At 73.2% G+C, this 20,033-nt stretch carries 16 protein-coding genes; 8 read left to right on the forward strand and 8 right to left on the reverse strand.

The annotated features are described in order from the left end of the window. The first annotated feature begins 137 nt into the window (after positions 1–137). Complete coding sequence (locus tag ACWD01_RS14495; RefSeq protein ID WP_451161591.1) at positions 138–4,601, forward strand: HAD-IC family P-type ATPase; 4,464 nt, start codon at positions 138–140, stop codon at positions 4,599–4,601. 30 nt (positions 4,602–4,631) lie between these two features. Here the strand turns inward: ACWD01_RS14495 and ACWD01_RS14500 are convergent, their stop codons facing one another. After that, entirely contained in the window at positions 4,632–5,663 is a 1,032-nt protein-coding gene (locus ACWD01_RS14500) for an endonuclease/exonuclease/phosphatase family protein (protein WP_451161593.1), read from the reverse strand. Between the two features lie 87 nt (positions 5,664–5,750). After that, complete coding sequence (locus ACWD01_RS14505; RefSeq protein WP_451161595.1) at positions 5,751–6,581, reverse strand: class I SAM-dependent methyltransferase; 831 nt, start codon at positions 6,579–6,581, stop codon at positions 5,751–5,753. Between the two features lie 115 nt (positions 6,582–6,696). Here ACWD01_RS14505 and ACWD01_RS14510 point away from each other — a divergent pair, with 115 nt between their 5' ends. The 3 genes from ACWD01_RS14510 to ACWD01_RS14520 all read left to right on the forward strand — a co-directional run bounded on the left by ACWD01_RS14510 (position 6,697) and on the right by ACWD01_RS14520 (position 9,609). Next, complete coding sequence (locus ACWD01_RS14510; RefSeq protein ID WP_451161597.1) at positions 6,697–7,761, forward strand: SPFH domain-containing protein; 1,065 nt, start codon at positions 6,697–6,699, stop codon at positions 7,759–7,761. Next, positions 7,758–8,657, forward strand: coding sequence for a hypothetical protein (locus tag ACWD01_RS14515; protein ID WP_451161599.1), 900 nt, complete (start codon positions 7,758–7,760; stop codon positions 8,655–8,657). Before ACWD01_RS14510 ends, ACWD01_RS14515 begins: the two co-directional genes overlap by 4 nt. 304 nt (positions 8,658–8,961) lie before the next feature. Beyond that, positions 8,962–9,609 carry a DUF4360 domain-containing protein gene (locus ACWD01_RS14520; protein ID WP_451161601.1) on the forward strand — a complete coding sequence of 216 codons (648 nt, stop codon included), beginning with the start codon at positions 8,962–8,964 and terminating at the stop codon, positions 9,607–9,609. Between the two features lie 66 nt (positions 9,610–9,675). Here ACWD01_RS14520 and ACWD01_RS14525 read toward each other — a convergent pair whose 3' ends face one another. From ACWD01_RS14525 to ACWD01_RS14535, 3 genes are all read right to left on the reverse strand, one after another. After that, positions 9,676–10,479 (reverse strand): amino acid ABC transporter ATP-binding protein, encoded by an 804-nt coding sequence (locus ACWD01_RS14525; protein ID WP_451161897.1) that lies wholly within the window; start codon positions 10,477–10,479, stop codon positions 9,676–9,678. 155 nt (positions 10,480–10,634) lie between these two features. After that, positions 10,635–11,465 carry an amino acid ABC transporter permease gene (locus tag ACWD01_RS14530; protein ID WP_451161603.1) on the reverse strand — a complete coding sequence of 277 codons (831 nt, stop codon included), beginning with the start codon at positions 11,463–11,465 and terminating at the stop codon, positions 10,635–10,637. Further along, positions 11,432–12,211, reverse strand: coding sequence for an ABC transporter substrate-binding protein (locus tag ACWD01_RS14535; protein WP_451161899.1), 780 nt, complete (start codon positions 12,209–12,211; stop codon positions 11,432–11,434). Before ACWD01_RS14535 ends, ACWD01_RS14530 begins: the two co-directional genes overlap by 34 nt. A 344-nt stretch (positions 12,212–12,555) precedes the next feature. On the opposite strand from ACWD01_RS14535, the gene ACWD01_RS14540 reads away from it, so the two are divergent. Then, entirely contained in the window at positions 12,556–13,002 is a 447-nt protein-coding gene (locus tag ACWD01_RS14540) for a hypothetical protein (protein ID WP_451161605.1), read from the forward strand. Between the two features lie 123 nt (positions 13,003–13,125). Beyond that, positions 13,126–15,447 (forward strand): protein translocase subunit SecD, encoded by a 2,322-nt coding sequence (gene secD / locus ACWD01_RS14545; RefSeq protein ID WP_451161607.1) that lies wholly within the window; start codon positions 13,126–13,128, stop codon positions 15,445–15,447. Positions 15,448–15,548: 101 nt separating this feature from the next. Here the strand turns inward: secD and ACWD01_RS14550 are convergent, their stop codons facing one another. Beyond that, a complete protein-coding gene (locus ACWD01_RS14550) occupies positions 15,549–16,784 on the reverse strand; it encodes an MFS transporter (RefSeq protein ID WP_451161609.1) in 1,236 nt (411 codons plus the stop codon). Between the two features lie 286 nt (positions 16,785–17,070). On the opposite strand from ACWD01_RS14550, the gene ACWD01_RS14555 reads away from it, so the two are divergent. Beyond that, entirely contained in the window at positions 17,071–18,345 is a 1,275-nt protein-coding gene (locus tag ACWD01_RS14555) for a ricin-type beta-trefoil lectin domain protein (protein ID WP_451161611.1), read from the forward strand. A 94-nt stretch (positions 18,346–18,439) separates the two neighbouring features. Here ACWD01_RS14555 and ACWD01_RS14560 read toward each other — a convergent pair whose 3' ends face one another. Continuing rightward, a complete protein-coding gene (locus ACWD01_RS14560; RefSeq protein ID WP_451161613.1) occupies positions 18,440–18,751 on the reverse strand; it encodes a UBP-type zinc finger domain-containing protein in 312 nt (103 codons plus the stop codon). Positions 18,752–18,891: 140 nt separating this feature from the next. Next, complete coding sequence (locus tag ACWD01_RS14565) at positions 18,892–19,251, reverse strand: hypothetical protein (RefSeq protein ID WP_451161615.1); 360 nt, start codon at positions 19,249–19,251, stop codon at positions 18,892–18,894. Between the two features lie 211 nt (positions 19,252–19,462). On the opposite strand from ACWD01_RS14565, the gene ACWD01_RS14570 reads away from it, so the two are divergent. Next, positions 19,463–19,972: an SRPBCC family protein gene (locus ACWD01_RS14570; protein WP_451161617.1), complete on the forward strand. Its 510-nt coding sequence runs from the start codon at positions 19,463–19,465 to the stop codon at positions 19,970–19,972. Positions 19,973–20,033: the final 61 nt, after the last annotated feature.

The raw sequence follows: 20,033 nt of genomic DNA on the forward strand, positions 1-20,033 counted from the left end.
GCCTCGCCTGTTCGATCATGAACTCATAGAACTCTTATCAATAGGTGTATCCCGTATCGCCCCTTTCATGAGCTTCGGCGAGACTGCCGGTGCAGGTTCATCCACACCGACCGCTCTGCTGCGAGGAGGCACGCTTCATGCCACCGGAGCACGCATCGGCCCTCGGGACGCCGCCGTTCCTGCGTTCCGTCATCTCCGGCGTCGCCTCCTGTGCGGCGTCCGGCGCCCGGGCCGCCCGGGGAATGGCGCAGAGTCTCGTGGACGGGCCCGGCCGTGAGGTGTCGTGGTCGTCCGATCGCTGCTACGTCGCGGCCTGCGGTGTCCACGGGCCGAAGGGGGAGGCCGTCGCCCGTCGTGTGGTGCGGGCGGTGGAGGAGCATCCGGGTGTGCTGTGGGCGCGGGTGAACGCGCCCATGGAACGGGTGATCATCGCGGTCGGCTCGCCCGCTCCCCCCGAGAAGGAACTCGTCGCGCTGGTCGAGCAGGCCGAGGGCGACCATGCCGCGGACGCGGAAGCGTTCGACGAGTGGCAGCCGGAGCCGCACCACCCGGCGGAGGGTCTGCCCTTCCCCGCGGTGCCGGCCCTGGTGGCGGACACGCTGGGGCTCGCGCTGGTGACGTTCCGGCGGGTCGCCCCCTGGTTCAACCTGCCCCCGGAGATCGCCGGCGGCATCGACGCGGTACGCCATCATCCACGCCTTCGGCACCTGGTCGAGGACATCGGCCCGAAGGAGCAGACCGACTCCCTGCTGCCGGTGATCGGCGCGCTGGTGCAGGGTGTCGCCACCGGCGGCGGCGGGCTCGCCCTGGACGTGCTGCAGCGGCTGGCGGTGTGGCGGGAGGCGAGCGCGGAGCGCACGGCGTGGAGCGAGCGCGAGCCCGTGCTCGTCCGCGGACCGGAAGAGGCCGCGGCCGGCGCCGTGACGACCGGCCGGGCGGGCCCGCCGCCGCGGGACGGCGCCGACCGGTACGCGGAGCGGTCGATGGCGGCCGGCATCGTCGCCGGGGTGGCCGCCCTGCCGTTCGCCGGCGTCCGCAAGGCGATCGCGATCGCCGTGGCCTCGGTGCCGAAGGCGCCCGGCGCGGGACGCGAGGGCTTCGCCACGGCTCTGGGGCGGTATCTGGCGCTGCGCGGCGTGGTGACGATGGACCGCACCGCGCTGCGGCGGCTGGGGCAGGTGGACACGATCGTCCTGGAGGAAGAGGCCCTGCGGGGGGACCGGTACGAGCCGGTGGACGTGGAGCTCCTGGGCGGCGCCGATCCCGGACAGGTCACCGAGCGGCTGTTCGCGGTCTTCGACGCCGACCGGCCGCTGGCCGTCGTCCGCGCGGGCGACTGGGTGCTGGGACCGCTGGACGAGCTGGAGCTGGAAGGGCGGACCGGCCGCAAGGCGGCGAGGCGGCTGCTCAGGCGCGGCAGCGAGAAGGTCATCGGGCTGGCCCGGGGCCGTCGGCTGCAGGCGGTGGCGGGGCTGGGCACCCAGTCGGCGCCCGGAGCAGAGGCCGTCGCCGCGGCGGCCCGGCGGGCGGGCGCACGGGTCGTGGTGGCCTCCGACCTGGAACGTCCGGGTCTGGCGTTCGCCGATGCCGTGGTGCCCGCGGGCGACCGTCTGGCGGCCTCGGTCCGCGGACTGCAGGCCGACGGCGCGGTCGTGCTGCTGATCTCCGGCAATCGCCGCGCGCTGGGCGCGGCCGACTGCGCGATCGGCGTGCGGCGCGAGGACGAGCACACCCCATGGGGCGCGCACGTGCTGGTCGGCGCGGATCTCGAGGCGGCGGGCCTGATCGTCGACTCGGTGGGGGTGGCCGCGGTGGTCGACCGCGACAGCCACTACCTGGCCGCGGGCGGGAGCGGGATCGGCGCCGTCGCCGCGCTCCAGGGACCGGCCTGGCGGGCGACCGCGCGGGGGCTCGCGGTGAGCAACACGGCCGGAGCCGTGGCCTTCTGCCTCGGCGCCTGGCGCGCCCGGCAGCTGCTGAGCCGCCCCCTCACGCCGCCGGTGACCCACGTCCCGTGGCACCTCATGCCCGCCGACCGCGTCCTGGAGCGGCTCGGAACCCGCCCGGAGGGCCTCTCCGCACAGGAGGCCACCGCGCGCAGCCCCAAGGCGCACCCGGGGGAGCCGGCGAAGCTGACCCTGCCGTACGCCTTCGTCGAGGAGCTCTCCAATCCGCTCACCCCGATCCTCGCCGCCGGCGCCGCTCTCGCCGCGGCCGTTGGCTCCCGGACCGACGCCGCCCTGGTCGCCGCCATCACCGGTGTCTCCGCGCTGGTCGGCGGCGTCCAGCGGGTGAGGACCGATCACGCGCTCGCGGAGCTCTTCGCCCAGTCGGCCATCGGGGCCCGGGTGCGGCGCGAGGGGCGGGAGCGTCTGGTCACCTCGGGCGATCTGGTGCCCGGCGACGTCGTCACGCTGGGGCCCGATTCCGTCGTGCCGGCGGACTGCCGTCTGCTCGAGGCGGAAGGGCTGGAGGTCGACGAGTCCTCGCTCACCGGGGAGTCCCTGTCCGTGAGCAAGGATCCCGCGCCCGTGGTCGCCGTACACATCACCGGGCGCAGCTCGATGCTCTACGAGGGCACCACCGTCTCCGCCGGGCGAGCCGTCGCCGTCGTCGTGGCGACCGGCCAGGCCACGGAGGCCGGACGCAGTCTCGCCACCGCCCGCCAGGCCGCGCCGGAGACGGGCGTCGAGGCCCGGCTGTCCTCGCTGACCCGCGCGAGCATGCCGATCGCCCTGGGCTCGGCCGCCGCCGTCGCGCTCTCCGGTCTCCTCCACGGCCGTCCGCTGTCCGACGATCTCTCCTCCGCCGTCAACCTGGCCGTCGCCTCCGTCCCCGAAGGGCTGCCGTTCCTCGTCAACGCCGCGCAGCTCGCCGCCGCGCGCCGTCTGGCCGACCGGGGCGCCCTCGTACGCAACCCCCGCACCATCGAGGCGCTCGGCCGGGCCGATGTCCTCTGCTTCGACAAGACCGGCACCCTGACCGAGGGGACGCTGGAGCTCTCCGGTGTCAGCGACGGCGAAGAGATCGCGCCCCCCGACCGGCTCGCCGGCCGCCACAAGGACGTGCTCGCCGCCGCGCTGCGTGCCACGCCGCGCGCCCGCCAGGCCGAGCCGATGGCCCACCGGACCGACCGGGCCACTGTGGACGGCGCCCGCCGGGCGGGCGTCACCACCCGTACCGGCGCGCCCCGTTGGCGCCGCACGGACGCCCTGCCCTTCGAACCGGCCAGGGCGTACCACGCCACCGTCGGCCACGCCGGCGGCAGTACCCTGCTGAGCGTGAAGGGCGCGCCGGAGAACGTCGTCGGCCGGTGCACCCGGCGTCGGCAGGCGCACGGCGCCGTGGCTCTCGACGACGCGGCCAGGACCGCCCTCACCGAAGCGGCCGAGGAACTCGCGGCAGCGGGCCGGCGGGTCCTGGCCGTGGCCGAACGCCGTATGAAGGCCGGTGAGGAACTCGCCGACGAGGCTGTGCAGGAGCTGGTCTTCCTCGGCTTCCTCACGCTCGCCGATCCCGTGCGCGACAGCGCGGCGCCCGCGACGGCCCGCCTGCGCGAGGCCGGCGTGCACACCGTCATGCTCACCGGCGACCACCCGGCCACCGCCGACGCCATCGCCTCCAGCATCAGCGACGGCGTCACACAGCCCAGGGTCTGCACCGGACCGGAGCTCGACGAACTGGACGACGACGCCCTGGACGAGCTGCTGCCCACCGTGGACGTCATCGCCCGCTGCAGCCCCACGCACAAGGTGCGGATCGTCCAGGCGTACCAGCGCGTCGGCCGCGTCGTGGCCATGACCGGCGACGGGGCCAACGACGCGGCCGCCATCCGTCTCGCCGACGTCGGCATCGCACTGGGGCGGCGCGGCACCCCGGCCGCGACCGCGGCGGCGGACCTCGTCGTGACGGACGACCGGCTGGAGACCATCGTCTCCGCGCTCATGGAAGGGCGCGCCATGTGGACCTCGGTCCGCGCGGCGCTCGCGATCCTCATCGGCGGGAATCTCGGCGAGGTCACCTTCAGCGTCCTCACCTCCGCGCTCACCGGCACCACACCGCTGAACGCACGTCAGATCATGCTGGTGAACCTCCTCACCGACCTCGCGCCCTCCCTCGCCATCGCGGTGCGCGAACCGTCCGGCCAGACCGGCGAGCGCCTGCTCGCCGAGGGGCCCCACCGCTCGCTGGGGACCGCGCTCACGCAGGAGATGCTGGGCCGCGGCATCGTCACGGCGCTCGGCGCCGGCCTGGCCTGGACGGCGGCGCGCCTCACCGGCCGCGGCCGGCGCGCGGCCACCGTCGCCCTCGCCGCCGTCGTCGGCACCCAGCTCGCGCAGACCCTCACCACCGGCGGCGCCGACCGCAACGTGCTGATGGCCGGACTGGGCTCCGCGGCCGTCCTCGTCGCCATCATCCAGACCCCGGGCGTCAGCCAGTTCTTCGGCTGCACCCCGCTCGGGCCCGTCGCCTGGGGCATCACGCTCGGCGCGATCGCCGTCGCCACCGTCTTCGGCCACTTCCTCGCACCGCTGATCACCGCCCGCCTCGTACCGGGCGACGACCGGGGTGCCGCCGACGCCGCTCCCGCCACGCCGTAGGGGAGTTCGGGGACGCCCGCCCCGGCGGGGTCAGAGGGTGATGCGGGCGGCGAGCGGGAGATGGTCGCTGCCGGTCGCGGGCAGCGACCGGACCTCGATCACCTGCGCCGACCGGGCCAGGATCTGGTCGATCCGCGCGACGGGGAGGGACGCCGGCCAACTGAAGGCGAACCCGGGGCCCGCCACATCCACGTGAGCGAGCACCGGGTCGAGCCCCCGGTCGTCGACGGTGCTGTTGAGGTCGCCCAGCAGGATCACCCGGGACGGCTCCTCGGCGGCGAGGGCGGCGGCCAGCAGCCGGGCGCTCTCGTCGCGCCAGGCCGAGCTGAAGCCGCCGCTCAGGGTGAGGCGTACCGACGGCAGATGGGCGACATGGACGGCGACCTCGGCCCGCGGGGCCGACACGGTGGCCCGCATCCCGCGGTTCCAGCCGGGGCCGATGCCGCGCGGCTTGATGTCCACCGGCCGTACGTCCTTCAGCGGATGCTTCGACCACAGGCCCACGGTGCCCACGACCGCGTGGTGCGGAAGGTCCCGGGCGAGCGCCTTCTCGTACGCGGGCAGCGCGGACGGCGTGACCTCCTGGAGGGCGACGATGTCGGGGCGTTCACGCAGCAGTGCCCGTGCGGTGCCGGCGGGATCGGGGTTCACGTCGCTGACGTTGTGCTGCACGGCGACGAGGTCGGCCGGTCCGCCCGGCGGGGGCGGCAGCAGCGCGCCGAACAGCCCGAGCCAGGCGGCGGCCGGCAGCAGCAGGGCGATCAGGGCCGTGACGGAACGGCGCAGCAGGGCGGCGACCAGCAGCACGGGGACGGCGAGGCCGAGCCACGGCAGGAACGTCTCCAGCAGACTGCCGAGCCGGCCGACGGCGTTGGGCACGGCGGAGTGGAAGGCCAGCAGACAGGCGACGACCCCGGCGAGGACCGCGATCACGCGTCCTCGCCGGAAGCGGGACCGCCCGCGGTGGTCCGGGCCCCACGTCCCCTTCCACGGCAGCCTGAGGCTCCTTCGCGGCGCGTTTGTTCCGCTGTCGTCCCTGCCGTGCCCGGCCACGTCGTTCATGTCCCCCGCTGCTCCGTTTCCCCGTCGGACCGACGATCTTGCCAGTTCGGGGAGGAGCGCCGGGGGGCGGGCCCGCACGGCGGTGGGTCAGTGGGCGGCGGGTTTCCGGGCCACCACGAGGCGGAGTCGCGGGCTGCCGTCCGCGAGGTGGCCCAGGTCGGTCAACGGGCGCAGTTCCACGGTGAATCCGGCCCCGCCGAGGTCCGCGAGCACGTCCGAGAGGGGGAAGGTGCGGTAGTACATGACGAACGTCGGCCGCCACAGGGCGTTGCGCACCCGCATGGCCACGTCGAAGCCGAGCAGCTTCCAGTAGAGCGAGGAGCCGGGGCCGGGCGGCGCGGGGACCGGGAAGGCGAAGCAGCCGCCGGGGCGGAGGGCGGCGTGGGCCTGGGCGAAGAGCGACGGGCGTTCGCGGGGCAGGAAGTGGCCGAAGGCGCCGAAGCTCACGGCCAGGTCGAAGACGGGCGCGAACGGCAGGGCCCGCGCGTCCGCCCGGACCCAGGAGACGGCCGGCCCGGCGGTCGGCCCTGGGGACGGTCCAGCGGTCGGTCCGGCGGCCGGTCCAGCGGTTGGTCCGGCGGTCGGCCCTGGGGAGGGTCCAGCGGTCGGTCCGGCGGTCGTGGGCGCGGTGGCGGTCGCCTCCGCGAGCATCCCGGCGCTGAAGTCGACGCCCACGGCCCGCTCCCGGCACACCTGCCGGAGCACCCTCATGCCCGCCCCGGTGCCGCAGCAGATATCGAGGCCGGCACGGAAGGGGCCGAGCGGCCGCAGGGCGGCGGTCACGGCGTCGAGCAGCGCGTCCGACGTCCGGAAGGGGGTGCGGTCGAACTTGGGGGCGAGCAGGTCGTAGCCGTGCTCGATCGAGGAGAGCGCCTGCACGGCGAGTTCCCGCAGCGTGGGGCCCCGGTCGGTGAACATCGCGGCCCAGCGTAGCGCCTGACGGGGCGGCGGAGACCGTCCCGCACTTTCGTCGTATTGACGATAAGCGGGCGGAGTCTATATCGTCAGAGAGACGAAAAGAGGGGGTTCTGTCATGGCCGACATCACCGCACGTCTCGGCTGGCGCCATCTGCGCGCCGCGCCCACCGCCCATGTACGCCACCACCGGCGCGGGCGTCTCGCCCACGACGGGACGGGCCTCAGCTTCTGGTTCCGCGCACTGACCGCCGCGCTGTCCGAGGTCCCGGTCGACGACCGTGAGCTCGCCGTGTCGTTCCACGCCCGCACCGCCGACTTCCAGGACGTCTCGGTGCAGGCGACCGTGACGTACCGGATCAGCGACCCCTCGACGGCCGCGGCGCGGCTGGACTTCTCCATCGATCCCGACACCGGGGCGTGGCGCGCGGCGCCGCTGGAGCAGATCGCCACGCTGCTCACCGAGACCGCGCAGCAGCACGCCCTCGACGTACTGGCCCGCACGCCGCTCGCGGCGGCGCTCGCCGACGGCGTCGCGGCGGTCCGCGCCCGGATCACGGACGGGCTGGCCGCGGAGCCGCGGCTGCCGGCCACCGGCATCGAGGTGGTGGCGGTCCGGGTCGTGGCGATCCGCCCGGAGCCCGAGGTGGAACGCGCCCTGCGCACCCCGGCGCGCGAGCAGATCCAGCAGGAGGCGGACCGCGCGACGTACGAGCGCCGGGCCGTCGCCGTGGAACGAGAACGCGCCATCGCGGAGAACGAACTCGACAGCAAGATCGAACTGGCCCGCCGCGAGGAACAGTTGGTCGAGCAGAACGGCACCAACGCCCGCCGGCAGGCCGAGGAGAGCGCGGCGGCGGACGCCGTACGCGCGGACGCCGAGGCGAAGCGCACGGTGCGCCTGGCCCGGGCGGAGGCAGAGGCGGCGAAGGAGGTCGGCGAGGCACGGGCCGGGGCGCAGGCCGCGTGGCTGCGGGTGCACGGCGAGGTGGACCCGGCGACCCTGCACGCGCTGGCCGCCACCCGGCTCGCGGAGAACCTGCCGAGGATCGACAGCGTCACCCTCTCCCCCGACGTCGTGACCGGCCTGCTGACCAGGCTCGGCGGACACCGCGGGGCGGACGGGCAGGACCGCGCGGGTGGGCACGGCTCCTCCACCGGACAGGGCGGCGGCCGGCCGTGAGTCTGGCCCCGCGCGCCGTCCTGGTGCACCGCAGCACCGAGTACGAGGAGCTGCTGGCCCGGCACGGGACCCACGGCCAGGCGGACTTCTTCCTGGCCTCGCGCGGCCGCGGCATCCGGGAGGTGGCCGAGCGGCACCACCGGACACGGCAGGCGCTGGCGGACGTGGCCGCCGCCGTACCGCTGCAGTGGCGGCAGGCCCGGGTGGAGCGGCAGGACCTCGACCGGTTCCTGTTCGGCCCCGAGGACGTGGTGGTCGTGGTCGGGCAGGACGGTCTGGTCGCCAACACCGCCAAGTACCTCACGGGCCAGCCGGTCGTGGGCATCGACGCGGAGCCGGGCCGCAATCCGGGAGTCCTCGTACGCCACCGGCCGCAGGACGCGCGGCGGTTGCTGCGCTCCGCCGTCCTGCCCGGCCGCACGACCGACGAGCTGACCATGGTGGAGGCCGTCGCCGACGACACCCAGCGGCTGCCGGCGCTCAACGAGATCTATCTGGGCCCGCCCGGCCACCAGACCGCCCGCTACCGTCTCGGCAACGAGGGCGACGGGCCGGACGCGGAGGCCCAGGCGTCGTCCGGGGTGCTGGTCGGCACGGGCACCGGCGCGACGGGGTGGCTGCGCTCGGTGTGGCAGGAGCGCGGCAGCCGGCTCGCGCTGCCGGGGCCCACCGATCCGCGGCTCGTGTGGTTCGTCAGGGAGGCCTGGCCGTCGCCGACGACCGGGACGACCAGGGTGGCGGGCGCGCTGGGGCCGGGCCAACGGCTGCGGATCACGGTGGAGTCGGACCGGCTGGTGGCCTTCGGCGACGGGATGGAGAGCGACTCGCTGAGCCTGACGTGGGGGCAGTCGGTGACCCTGGGAATCGCGGACGCGTCGCTGCGGCTGCTGGACTGAGCCTCGGGGCGGGGCCGTCGGCGGGCGGTCCCGAATGGCCTGACATCGCTCTAGCCGCCCCCTTCACAGGTACCTACCATTCGACCAACTCCCGGCCTCCGCAGGCCGGGATCACGGGCGCGTTTGTGTCATGTCCATGACTGTTCAACGACTCCGGCATACGCGCCGCGGAACACGAGCTCGCTCCAGAGCAACTGGTCCGAGACGGCCGCGTCGCCCCGGCGTGCGGCCGCACCCCCCAACCGGCGGCAGGCACAGAGGTGCCCCGGCCGCCCGGCACCTACAGCAATGGATCGGAGAACCCATGACCGGTGGAATGCTGGTGAGCGGCGCGCTCGCCGCGCTGTTCGCCTCCGCGCTCCCCACCCACAGCCCCGCCGCCATCACCGACCCGCCGCCTGACAAGATCGTGATCGAGGTCGCGACGGTCAACGGCTCCGGATGTCCCGCGGGGACGGCCGCCGTCGCCGTCTCACAGGACAACACCGCCTTCACCGTGACCTACAGCGACTACCTCGCCCAGGCCGGGGGCGACTCCCCCGCCACGGCGTTCCGCAAGAACTGCCAGCTCAATCTGATCGTGCATGTGCCCCAGGGCTTCACCTACGCGATCGCGAGCGCCGACTACAGAGGCTTCGCCTCGCTGCAGCCCGGCGCGAGCAGCACGGAGAAGGCCTCGTACTACTTCCAGGGCTCGCCGAGCACCGCGTTCCGGTCCCACAAGTTCGAGGGTCCGTACGACGACAACTGGCAGGCCACGGACCAGACGGACTGGGCGCAGCTGGTCTGGGCGCCCTGCGGTGTGCAGCGGAACTTCAACATCAACACCGAACTGCGGGTCGACAAGGGCACGTCGGACCCGGCGAAGACGAGCTTCATGACCATGGACTCGACCGACGGTGACATCAGCACCATCTACCACATGGCCTGGAAGGAGTGCCCGGGCCGCTGATCCGGACAGCCCCGGCCGGGACTCCCCCACCCGGCCGGGGCGCCCCTCCCCGCCGTCTTCGGACCGTCACAGCTCCTTGGCCGGGCCCTCGGACTCCGTGTCGTGCGGCGGCTCGGCGGCGGCCGGGTCGAGGATGCGCATCAGGAAGTCCCGGGTGCGCGGCTGCTGGGGGTCACCGACGACCTGCGCGGCCGGCCCCTCCTCGACGATCACTCCGCCGTCCATGAACACCACCCGGTCGGCGACCTCCCTGGCGAAGCTCATCTCGTGGGTGACGACCATCATCGTCATGCCCTCGGCCGCCAGTTGCCGCATGACCGCCAGGACGTCGCCCACCAGCTCCGGGTCGAGCGCGGAGGTCGGCTCGTCGAAGAGCATCACCTCCGGGCCCATGCTCAGCGCCCGGGCGATCGCCACCCGCTGCTGCTGGCCGCCGGAGAGCTGCGACGGATAGGCGTCGGCCTTGTCGGACAGACCGACGCGCTCCAGGTTCCGCCTGGCCACCTCGGCGGCCTGCTCCTTGCCCCGGCCCAGCACCCGGCGCTGCGGCAGGGTGAGGTTCTCGGTGACGCTGACATGGGGAAAGAGGTTGAACTGCTGGAAGACCATGCCGATCCGGCGGCGCACGGCGTCGATGTCGACATCGAGGTCGGTGACCTCGGTGCCGCCGACGAACACCTGGCCCGCCGTCGGCTCCTCCAGCAGGTTCACGCACCGCAGCAGCGTCGACTTGCCCGAACCGGAGGGGCCGATCACGCACACCACCTCGCCCCGGCCGATGTCGAGGTCGATGCCGCGCAGGACCTGGTTGTCGCCGAACGACTTGTGCAGGCCCCGGATCTCGATCTCCGGGCGGTCGGTGCTGTCCATGCTCCCGCTGCTCCTGCCACTCGTGCCGCGCGTGCTCGTACCGCTCATGCCCTTCACGGCGCTGCGCCCGCCGTTGCCGCCGTTGCCGCTGTCACCGCTGCTGCCGTTGCCCGCCTTCGCCGACGACCGGGGCTGCCCGAACCGCATACCGGCCGTCACCTGGCCTTGTCGGCGCGGGCCTCGAGGCGGCGCACCACGAAGCTGAGGGGCACGGTCACCAGGAGGTAGCAGAGTCCGGCCACGAGGATCGGCGTGGAGTTGGCGGTCTGACTCGCCAGGTCCCTGCCGAACTTCGTCAGCTCCCGCTCCTGGAGGGTGACTCCGAGGAACAGCACGAGAGACGAGTCCTTGAAGAGCAGGACCAGTTCGTTGGTGAGCGGCGGGATGATGATGCGGAACGCCTGCGGGATGACGACGGACACCATGGCCCTGGCGTGCGAGAAGCCCAGCGAACGGGCCGCCTCCATCTGCCCCTTGGGTACCGCCTGGATGCCGGCGCGGATCGTCTCCGCCATGTAGGCGGCGGCGACCAGCCCGAGGCCGAGGGCGACCTTGCCGTACGTACCGCCGGGGATCTCCGTGCCGGGGAAGGCCAGCGGCACGGCCACCCCGACGAAGATGAAGATCAGCAGCGCCGGCAGGCCGCGGAAGATCTCGATGTAGACGCTCGCCACCCACCGGTAGGGGGCGACCGACGACAGTCTCATCAACGCGATGACCAGGCCCAGGACCAGGCCGAAGACGAAGCCCGACACCGTGTAGACCACGGTGTTGCGCAGCGCGATGGTGATGATGTGCGGGAACAGCTCGGAGGCGAGGTCCTTCTGCGCGAACTGGTTCTGCAGCCGGTCCCAGTCGGCCAGCAGGCCGATCGTGATCAGGACCGCGACGAAGATCGCGTACTGGACGGCCTGCGACACCCGCCGCCGCTGGCGGCGGGTGAGGCGTGAGGTCACGACTGGCCCTGGGGCAGCGGACCGATCCACTGCTGGTAGAGCTTGTCGTACGTACCGTCGGCGCGGGCGTCCTTGATCGCCTTGTCGATGGCGGCCCGCAGCTTGTCGTTGCCCTTCTTCACGGAGAAGCCGTACTGCTCACCGGTCTCGATGTTCTGTCCGAGGACGAACCGGTCGGCGTTGGCCTTGTCCTTGAGCCAGCCCTGGACGACCGGGTAGTCGATGACGATCGCGTCGACCTGGCCGGTGCGCAGCCCGTTCAGCACGGCGTCCGAGCTCTCGAAGGCGACCGGGTCGAAGCCCTGCCCCGTGGCGTAGCTCTCGCCGGTGGTCTCGGCCTGCGCGCCCAGCTTCTTGTTCTTGGACTTGACGTCGGCGAGCGACGTCACGCCGCTCTCCTTCGTGGCCAGCAGCGCCTGGGTGGCGTCGAAGTAGGGGACGGAGAAGTCCACGTTCTTCTTGCGCTCGTCGGTGATGGTCATACCGGCGGCGGCCAGATCGCACTCGCCGGAGTTGAGGGAGGCGCCGGTCTTGAAGTTCTCGAAGGGGGTGTCGAGGATCTCCTGCTCCACTCCGAGGTCCTCCGCGACGAGGTCGATCAGCGCGACGTCGAAGCCGACGACCTTTCCGTCCCGCTCGAACTGGAAGGGCGGGTAGGGGAGGTGGGTGCAGGTGGTCAGCTTGCCCTTCTCCACCACGGGAACACCGCCCGCCGCCGTCCCCGGCCCGTCGTCGGAGGAGCCGCATCCGACGGCGAGGAACATCCCGGCAGCCATCGCGCCGGCGGTGGCGCGGACGCGGAAGCTGCTGCGGGGGTTGCGGTGGCCGCTGGCCGTCCCGAACACGGTGACCTCCATGGGTGGGGAGACGGGAGGCCGCAGCCCGCGACCGCCCGCCGCGATCGTAAGCCACGGGGCACGTGGTGCGGCGGAGCTCTCTACCAGGAATGTCACGTCCTGGACGAGCGGAACACCGGGCCCGAGCGCGTCCCTGCCTCTTGCCCACCGGTTCACGCCGGCGAACCACCCGCCGTCGGCCACAAGCCCGTTCAACTGGCCTACGCTGGGCGCGGCACACGTCCGGGCCCGGCCCGGTGACCGGCGATCGGTGAGGGGGCGACATGGGCGGACGGGTACGGCTCGTCCTCGCGACCTCCCTGGCGACGACCCTCGCGACCTTCCTCGCGACCGCTCTTCCGGTGGCTCTGCTCGGTTTCTGGTCCGTGTTCCTCGTCCTCACCGGTGCGGGCCCGGCGCCGGCCCACCTCTCCGCCGCGCCGGTCGCGGTGACGCCCGCGGCCGTCCCGCTCCCCGTCGCGGCGACACAGCGCCTCACGGACGGCGGGCCGCAGTCACGGCCCGCGGAGACCGTCCGGCAGCCGGCCGCCGTCGAGAACAGCGTGCGGCCGCCCGGCGCCCCGCCGGCCCTGCCCGGCGGGGGCACCGTCCGGTACGCCGAGCCGCCGCGCGGCGGTGAGACGGCCGGTCCCCGCCAGGAGCGGGCGCCGCCCTCCGGTCCGTACGACCCGCGGCACACCCGCGGACCTCCCTCCCCCCGGCACAGCTGACGTTCCCAGGCGTCCGCCGGCCGGTGCCGCGGCATGTCCGCGGCCCCACGCGCGCGACGCCTCTTCCCTCGCGTCCTCGACCGCAGGCGCCCGGCGCGCCTGCGTGCTGCCCGTGGAGACCCCATGTCATCTCGTGCCACGTTCTGGCGGGCGCTGTTCGCGCTCGCCGTCGTCGCCGTGTCCCTGTACGTAGCCCTGACCACCCCCGCGCGGCTCGGCCTCGACCTGCGGGGCGGAACCCGTATCGTCCTCGAGACCCGCGACTCCCCCACCGTGCAGGCCGATTCGGCCGCCACCGACCGAGCGATGGAGGTGCTGCGCCGGCGCATCGACGGACTCGGCGTCACCGAGCCCTCGCTCGCCCGCTCCGGTGAGCGGCGCATCATCGTCGAACTGCCGGGCCTTCAGGACCCGCGCAAGGCGGCCGACGCCATCGGCCGGACCGCGCAACTCACCTTCCACCCGGTCACCGAAGCCTCCGGGGGGCCGGCGAGCGGCCCCGCGAAGGACGGCGCCCGGGTGCTGCCCGACCCCGACGCGCCCGGACAGTTCCTGCGGATCGGCCCGCCCGCCCTCACCGGCGACGGGGTCGAGGACGCGAAGGCGGTGCTCGACACCCAGAACGGACGCGGCTGGACCGTCGACCTCTCCTTCCGGAGTGACGCCGCCAAGCAGTGGGCGAAGATCACCGGCGCGGCCGCCTGCGCGGCGCCCGGGGACGCGGCGCGCAGGGTCGCGATCGTCCTCGACGACCAGGTGGTGTCGGCGCCGGGCATGTTGAGCAGCGTTGCCTGCGGCGCCGGCATCACGGGTGGTTCCGCGCAGATCACCGGCGGCTTCTCGGCCGAGGAGGCCCGCGAGCTGGCCACCCTGGTGAAGGGCGGCGCGCTGCCCGTGCCGGTGACCACCATCGAGCAGAGCACGGTGGGCCCGACGCTGGGCGCGGAGGCCATCCGGGCGAGCGCGCTGGCCGCGATCATCGGACTGGCCTGCACGGGCGTGTTCATCATGGTGGTCTACCGGTTGCTGGGTCTGCTGGCCACGGTGGCGCTCGCGCTGTACGGACTGATCTCGTACGCCGCCGTCGTCGCGCTCGGCGCGACGCTCACCCTGCCGGGGCTGGCCGGGTTCGTGCTGGCGATCGGCATCGCCGTGGACGCCAATGTGCTCGTCTTCGAACGGGCTCGAGAGGAGTACACCCGGCCGACGGGCCGGGGCGGTTCCCGTCCACGTGATCTGCGGCGTCCGCTGCGCACCGGTTTCGCCAAGGCGTGGAGCGCGGTGGCCGACTCGAACATCACCACGCTGCTGGCGGCGGGACTGCTGTTCGTGTTCGCCACCGGGCCGGTGAAGGGCTTCGGCGTGACCCTGGCCATCGGTGTGCTGGCGTCGATGCTGTCGGCCATGGTGATCACCCGCCTGCTCGCCGAGTGGGCGGTGCGGATGCCGTCCGTCCGGCGCCGGCCGGCCGTGACCGGCATGGCGACGACGGGCCGGCTGCGGACGCGGCTCGCGGCGCGGACGCCGCGGCTGATGCGCCACCGGCGGCGCTGGCTGGGGGTCTGCTCGGGGCTGCTGCTGCTCGCAATCGCCGGGATCGGGGTGCGCGGGCTGGAGTTCGGGGTGGAGTTCACCGGCGGACGGGTCGTGCAGTACGCGGCCGAGCGGTCCGTCGACGCGGACACCGCCCGTCGGGCCGTCGTCTCCGCCGGGTTCCCCGACGCCGTCGTGCAGTCCACCGACGGCGACGGGATCTCCGTACGCACCAAGGAGAGCGGCGACGAACAGCAGGAGCGGATCCGTGCCGCGCTCGACGGCGTCGCGGGGAAGGTCACCGTCGAGCGGGACGACCTCATCGGCCCGAGCCTCGGCAGCGAGCTGCGCAAGTACGCCCTGATCGCGCTCGGAGTCGCCGTCGCCGCGCAACTGCTGTATCTGTCGGTGCGGTTCCGGTGGACATTCGCCACGGCCGCGGTCGTCGCGATGGCGCAGGACGTGATCCTGGTCGTGGGCCTGTTCGCCTGGCTCGGCAAACCCGTGGACAGCGTCTTCCTCGCCGCGCTGCTGACCGTCGTCGGCTACTCGGTCAACGACACGGTCGTGGTCCTCGACCGGCTGCGCGAGCTGCGCAGGGTCGGCGGCTCGATCCCGCTGCCGGACCTGGCCGACCGGGCGGTCGCGCAGACCCTGCCCCGTACGGTCAACACCGGTATGGGGGCGCTGTTCGTGCTGGTCGCGCTGGCCGTCCTGGGCGGTGACTCGCTGGCCGACTTCTCCGTCGCCCTGATCGCGGGGGTGGTGGTGGGCATGGCCTCTACGGTGTTCACGGCGATGCCCGTCGCGCTGCTGCTCCAGTCCCGGCATCCGGAGGGACGGGGGTCGGGGCGGGCGACGCCTGCGAAGGAACGGGCGCGGGACCGGGACCGGTCGGGCGCCGTGGTCTGAGGCGGGGCGGGGCGGAAGCGCGCGAGCCACCGCCGTCGCAGCGGCGAACACTGCTGCGACGGTGGTGGCCCGTGCGGGTGGGTCGGGCGGCCGCGGGCCGGTCAGTGGTGGGCCGCGGGGGCCGGGGCGGGACCGTCCGCCGTGGTCGCGGCGGACGCGGAACCGGCGACGACGCGGCTGCCGGACGACCGGGCCTCGCGGCGTTCGAGGGCGGCGGACAGCACGGCGAGCGCCAGGGCGGCCGCGGCGAGGAGGGCCCCGACCCAGTTGGGGGCGGTCAGTCCCATCCCGGCCGCGATCACGAGACCGCCGAGCCAGGCGGCCAGCGCGTTGCCGAGGTTGAAGGCGCCGATGTTGACGGCGGAGGCCAGCGTCGGGGCGCCGTGGGCCTGGTCCAGGACGCGCTTCTGCAGCGGGGGCACGGTCGCGAAGCCGAGCGCGCCGATCAGCACGATGGAGATGGCGGCCGGCGCCTTGTGGTGCGCGGTCAGCGTGAACAGGCCCAGGACCATGGCGAGTCCGGCGAGGGTGGTGTAGAGCAGGGGCATCAGGTGCTTGTCGGCGTACCTGCCGCCGAGCAGGTTGCCGCCGACCATGCCGAGGCCGAAGAGGACGAGCAGCCAGGTGACGGAGGTGTCGGCGAAGCCGGCGACCTCGGTCATCATCGGGGCGATGTAGGTGATCGCGGCGAACACGCCGCCGAAGCCGAGGACGGTCATCGCCATCGCCAGCAGCACCTGGGCGTTCTTGAAGGCCGCCACCTCGTCGCGCAGCCGTACGCCCCGGGGCCGGGGCAGGTCGGGCACGAGGCGGGCGATGCCCGCCAGGCCGATCACACCGAGCAGGGCGACGAGCATGAAGGTGGTGCGCCAGCCGACGGACTGGCCGATCAGGGTGCCGCCGGGAACACCGACGACGTTGGCGACCGTCAGGCCGGTGAACATCATCGCGATCGCCCCGGCCCGCTTGTCGGGGGCGACGAGCTCCGCGGCGACCACCGAGCCGATGCCGAAGAACGCGCCGTGAGCCAGTGAGGCCACGATCCGGCCGGTGAGCATCATGCCGAAGGTGGGCGCGAGCGCGGACACGACGTTGCCGGCCACGAACAGGCCCATCAGCAGCATCAGCATCCGCTTGCGGGACACCTTGGTGCCCAGCGCGGTCATCAGCGGGGCGCCGACCACCACACCGAGGGCGTAGCCGGTCACCAGCAGACCGGAGGTGGGGATCGACACCCCGAAATCGGCCGCGACCTCGGGGAGCAACCCCATGATCACGAACTCGGTGGTGCCGATGCCGAAGGCACCGACCGCCAGAGCCAGCAGTGCGAGGGGCATGGAGAGACCTTCCAGAGAATTGCGAGTACACCTTACGCGCGTCGACAATAGTTGCGTACGCGCTTGATTGCAAACGCGCTGTTTTTACGGGAGTGCTGTTCCTGCAGGGCGGCGACCCGCGTACCCGGGCAGCCGGAAGCCGAGCCCGCGCCCGGCCCGCACCTCAGGCAGGTCCGTACCAACCTCTTGACAGTGGGTTAGTCCACTTCTTAAATCACGTGGTGAACTAAGCTGTCATATCCCTGACAGAGCCCCTCCCTCCCCACACCTTTCGGAAGGGAGAGTCATGGACTCCCCCCGCTTCCCCCGCCGCCTCCTCGCGGCCGCCATGTCCGTCCTGGCCCTCGCCGTCCTCGGCACCGGAGTGGCCGACGGCGCCCCCGCGCAGCAGACCGCCTCCGACACCGTGCGACCCGCCGCGGAGGCGGCCGCCGTCACGTTCTCCGACGACTTCGACGGACCGGCCGGCGCCGCCGTCGACAGCGGCAAGTGGCAGATCGAGACCGGCGACAACGTCAACAACCACGAGCGGCAGTACTACACGGCCGGCAACCGCAACGCCGCGCTGGACGGCCAGGGCCACCTGGCCATCACCGCCCGCCGTGAGAACCCGGGCAACTACCAGTGCTGGTACGGGCGTTGCGAGTACACCTCGGCGCGGCTGAACACCGCGGGCAGGTTCACCACGACCTACGGCCACGTAGAGGCCAGGATGAAGGTGCCGCGTGGGCAGGGCATGTGGCCCGCGTTCTGGATGCTCGGCAACGACATCGGACAGGTCGGCTGGCCCGCCTCCGGCGAGATCGACGTCATGGAGAACGTCGGCTTCGAGCCGTCCACCGTCCACGGCACCCTGCACGGGCCCGGCTACTCGGGCTCCGGCGGCATCGGCGCCGGCTACACGCTGCCCGGCGGCCAGGCCTTCGCCGACGCGTTCCACACCTTCGCCGTCGACTGGTCGCCGAACAAGGTGACCTGGTCGGTGGACGGCCACGTCTACCAGACCCGGACGCCCGCCGACCTCGGCGGCCGCCAGTGGGTGTTCGACAAGCCGTTCTTCCTCATTCTGAACCTGGCGGTCGGCGGATACTGGCCCGGCGACCCCGACGGCAGCACGGTCTTCCCGCAGCAGCTCGTCGTCGACCACGTCCGGGTCACCACCGGCGACAGCCCGGCGACGGGCGGCCCGATCACCGGGATCGGCGGCAAGTGCGTGGACGTGGCGGGCGCGAACACCGCCAACGGCACTCCCGTACAGCTCTACGACTGCAACGGCACGGCCGCGCAGCGCTGGAGCGTGGGCGGCGACGGCACCATCAGGGCGCTCGGAAAGTGCCTCGACGCCGCGTCCGGCGGTACGGCCGACGGCACCCTGGTCCAGCTCTGGGAGTGCAACGGCACGGCGGCCCAGCGCTGGGGCGCCAACGCCGCGCGCGACATCGTCAACCCGCAGGCCGACAAGTGCCTGGACGCCACCGGCAACAGCTCGGCCAACGGGACCCGGCTGCAGCTGTGGACCTGCGGCGGCACGGCCAACCAGAAGTGGACGGTGACGCGATGACCGGCGGGAGCGGGCGGGCCCACTCTCAGGTCAGGCGCAGTTCGACGTAGGGCACGCGCCGTCCGGGGCTCCCTGCCTCGCCGTACGGCGGGGATCAGGCGGCGCGGGCCGGCGGGGCTCCTTCGACGGCGAAGGTCACCTGGTCGGCATAGCACCACCACCAGCCCTCGCCCGGCTCGTAGGAGCGGATGACGGGGTGGCCGGTGGCGGCGTGGTGGGCGGAGGCGTGCCTGTGCTCCGACGAGTCGCAGCAGCCGACATGGCCACAGGTCTGGCACTCCCGCAGATGGACCCAGCCGTCACCCAGGGCGACGCACTCGGGACAGCTGTCGGGACTGTCGGGACTGACGGCCCTGATCTGGTCGAGGTGCCCGCAGACCGGGGCCGTGTTCTCACTGGTCGTCATAGCAGGTACCTCCAGGGCCCCGTGACGTCAGAAGCTGCGACCACCACGCCCGCGCAGACCGGCCCGCCGGGACCGGCAGCCCGTCCGGGCGTGGCCACCCCACGCCTTCCAGGCTGCCACCCGGGGCCATCTCTGTCACCTCACGCCGACGCGTCCTGCGCCGGCGAGGAAGCCGCGACTGCGCTCTCGGCGACGGCGAAGACGCCCAGCGGAAAACGGGTGGTCTCGGCGCTCGCGCGCAGGACGCGCCGTGCCGCGCCGCTGGCGGTGACCACCGCCAGCGGCACCTGCAGTCCGCTGCACATACGGTGGACCCGTAGCACCGCGCTGAGCGTCGCGGCGCTCACCACCGGCGCGGCGAGTACGAGGACCACCGGCAGCGGCAGATGGGATCGGACGAGGCGCGCGATGTCCTGCACCGCGTAGGCCCGGCTGCTGATGTCGATGTCGACCCCGACGGTGACGACCAGGACCCCCTGGTCGACTGCATGGACAAGCATCGCGATTCTCCGATCACGCGCCTTATGAGAGGTTTGGCCGTATTGAAACTGCCCGCACGGCAGGTCCGCAAAGCGCCACGACACGGACGGGCGAACAGGGTCTGTTCCGGGCTGGTCCGGCGGCCGTCGGCACCGCACCCCGCACCCCTCGGTCAGGCCGCCGGGCAGGGCGCGGTAGCGTCGGGCAACACCGGTGATCGGAGTCTTACGGATGGCCCGGATATTCAGCGTCTCGCACAGCGTCGTGATCGACGCCGCACCCTCGACGATCTACGCGCAGGTCAGCAACCCCGCGCTGATGGGGCACTGGAGCCCCGAGAACCGCGGCGCGACCGTGCACGACGGGCGTGAACGGGCCTACGTCGGGATGGTCTTCGACGGCCGCAACACCCGTGGACCGTTCAGTTGGACCACGCGCTGCACGGTCACGGCGGCGGATCCGGGCGAACGGTTCGCGTTCCGGGTGCGGGCCATCGGCAGGAAGCGGCCCCTGCTGCCGGGCCGGATCGCCACCTGGGAGTACCGCTTCCAGCCGGCCGCGGGCGGCGGGACACGGGTGACGGAGACCTGGATCGACGACCGCCGGGGATGGCCCGACTTCGTCGCCGCCGCCTTCGACAAGGCGGCGACCCGGGGCCACACCTTCGCCGAGTTCCAGCGCCGCAACATCCGCAGGACGCTGGAGAATCTGAAGCAGGCGATCGAGTCGGACTCCGCCTGACGTCCTGACGTTCTGGCGTTCTGGCCCTTTGACGTTCTGGCGTTCGCACGGGCCAGGCAGG

This window comes from Streptomyces sp. NPDC002835, assembly GCF_053591995.1.

What these genes read in the sequence shown, in the direction of transcription:
- ACWD01_RS14555 (WP_451161611.1), top strand. Translation starts at nt 17,071, where the DNA reads ATGGACTCCCCCCGCTTCCCCCGCCGCCTCCTCGCGGCCGCCATGTCC.
- ACWD01_RS14565 (WP_451161615.1), bottom strand. Translation starts at nt 19,251, where the DNA reads ATGCTTGTCCATGCAGTCGACCAGGGGGTCCTGGTCGTCACCGTCGGG.
- ACWD01_RS14560 (WP_451161613.1), bottom strand. Translation starts at nt 18,751, where the DNA reads ATGACGACCAGTGAGAACACGGCCCCGGTCTGCGGGCACCTCGACCAG.
- ACWD01_RS14505 (WP_451161595.1), bottom strand. Translation starts at nt 6,581, where the DNA reads ATGTTCACCGACCGGGGCCCCACGCTGCGGGAACTCGCCGTGCAGGCG.
- ACWD01_RS14520 (WP_451161601.1), top strand. Translation starts at nt 8,962, where the DNA reads ATGACCGGTGGAATGCTGGTGAGCGGCGCGCTCGCCGCGCTGTTCGCC.
- ACWD01_RS14550 (WP_451161609.1), bottom strand. Translation starts at nt 16,784, where the DNA reads ATGCCCCTCGCACTGCTGGCTCTGGCGGTCGGTGCCTTCGGCATCGGC.
- secD (WP_451161607.1), top strand. Translation starts at nt 13,126, where the DNA reads ATGTCATCTCGTGCCACGTTCTGGCGGGCGCTGTTCGCGCTCGCCGTC.
- ACWD01_RS14535 (WP_451161899.1), bottom strand. Translation starts at nt 12,211, where the DNA reads ATGGCTGCCGGGATGTTCCTCGCCGTCGGATGCGGCTCCTCCGACGAC.
- ACWD01_RS14540 (WP_451161605.1), top strand. Translation starts at nt 12,556, where the DNA reads ATGGGCGGACGGGTACGGCTCGTCCTCGCGACCTCCCTGGCGACGACC.
- ACWD01_RS14525 (WP_451161897.1), bottom strand. Translation starts at nt 10,479, where the DNA reads ATGGACAGCACCGACCGCCCGGAGATCGAGATCCGGGGCCTGCACAAG.
- ACWD01_RS14500 (WP_451161593.1), bottom strand. Translation starts at nt 5,663, where the DNA reads ATGAACGACGTGGCCGGGCACGGCAGGGACGACAGCGGAACAAACGCG.
- ACWD01_RS14495 (WP_451161591.1), top strand. Translation starts at nt 138, where the DNA reads ATGCCACCGGAGCACGCATCGGCCCTCGGGACGCCGCCGTTCCTGCGT.
- ACWD01_RS14570 (WP_451161617.1), top strand. Translation starts at nt 19,463, where the DNA reads ATGGCCCGGATATTCAGCGTCTCGCACAGCGTCGTGATCGACGCCGCA.
- ACWD01_RS14510 (WP_451161597.1), top strand. Translation starts at nt 6,697, where the DNA reads ATGGCCGACATCACCGCACGTCTCGGCTGGCGCCATCTGCGCGCCGCG.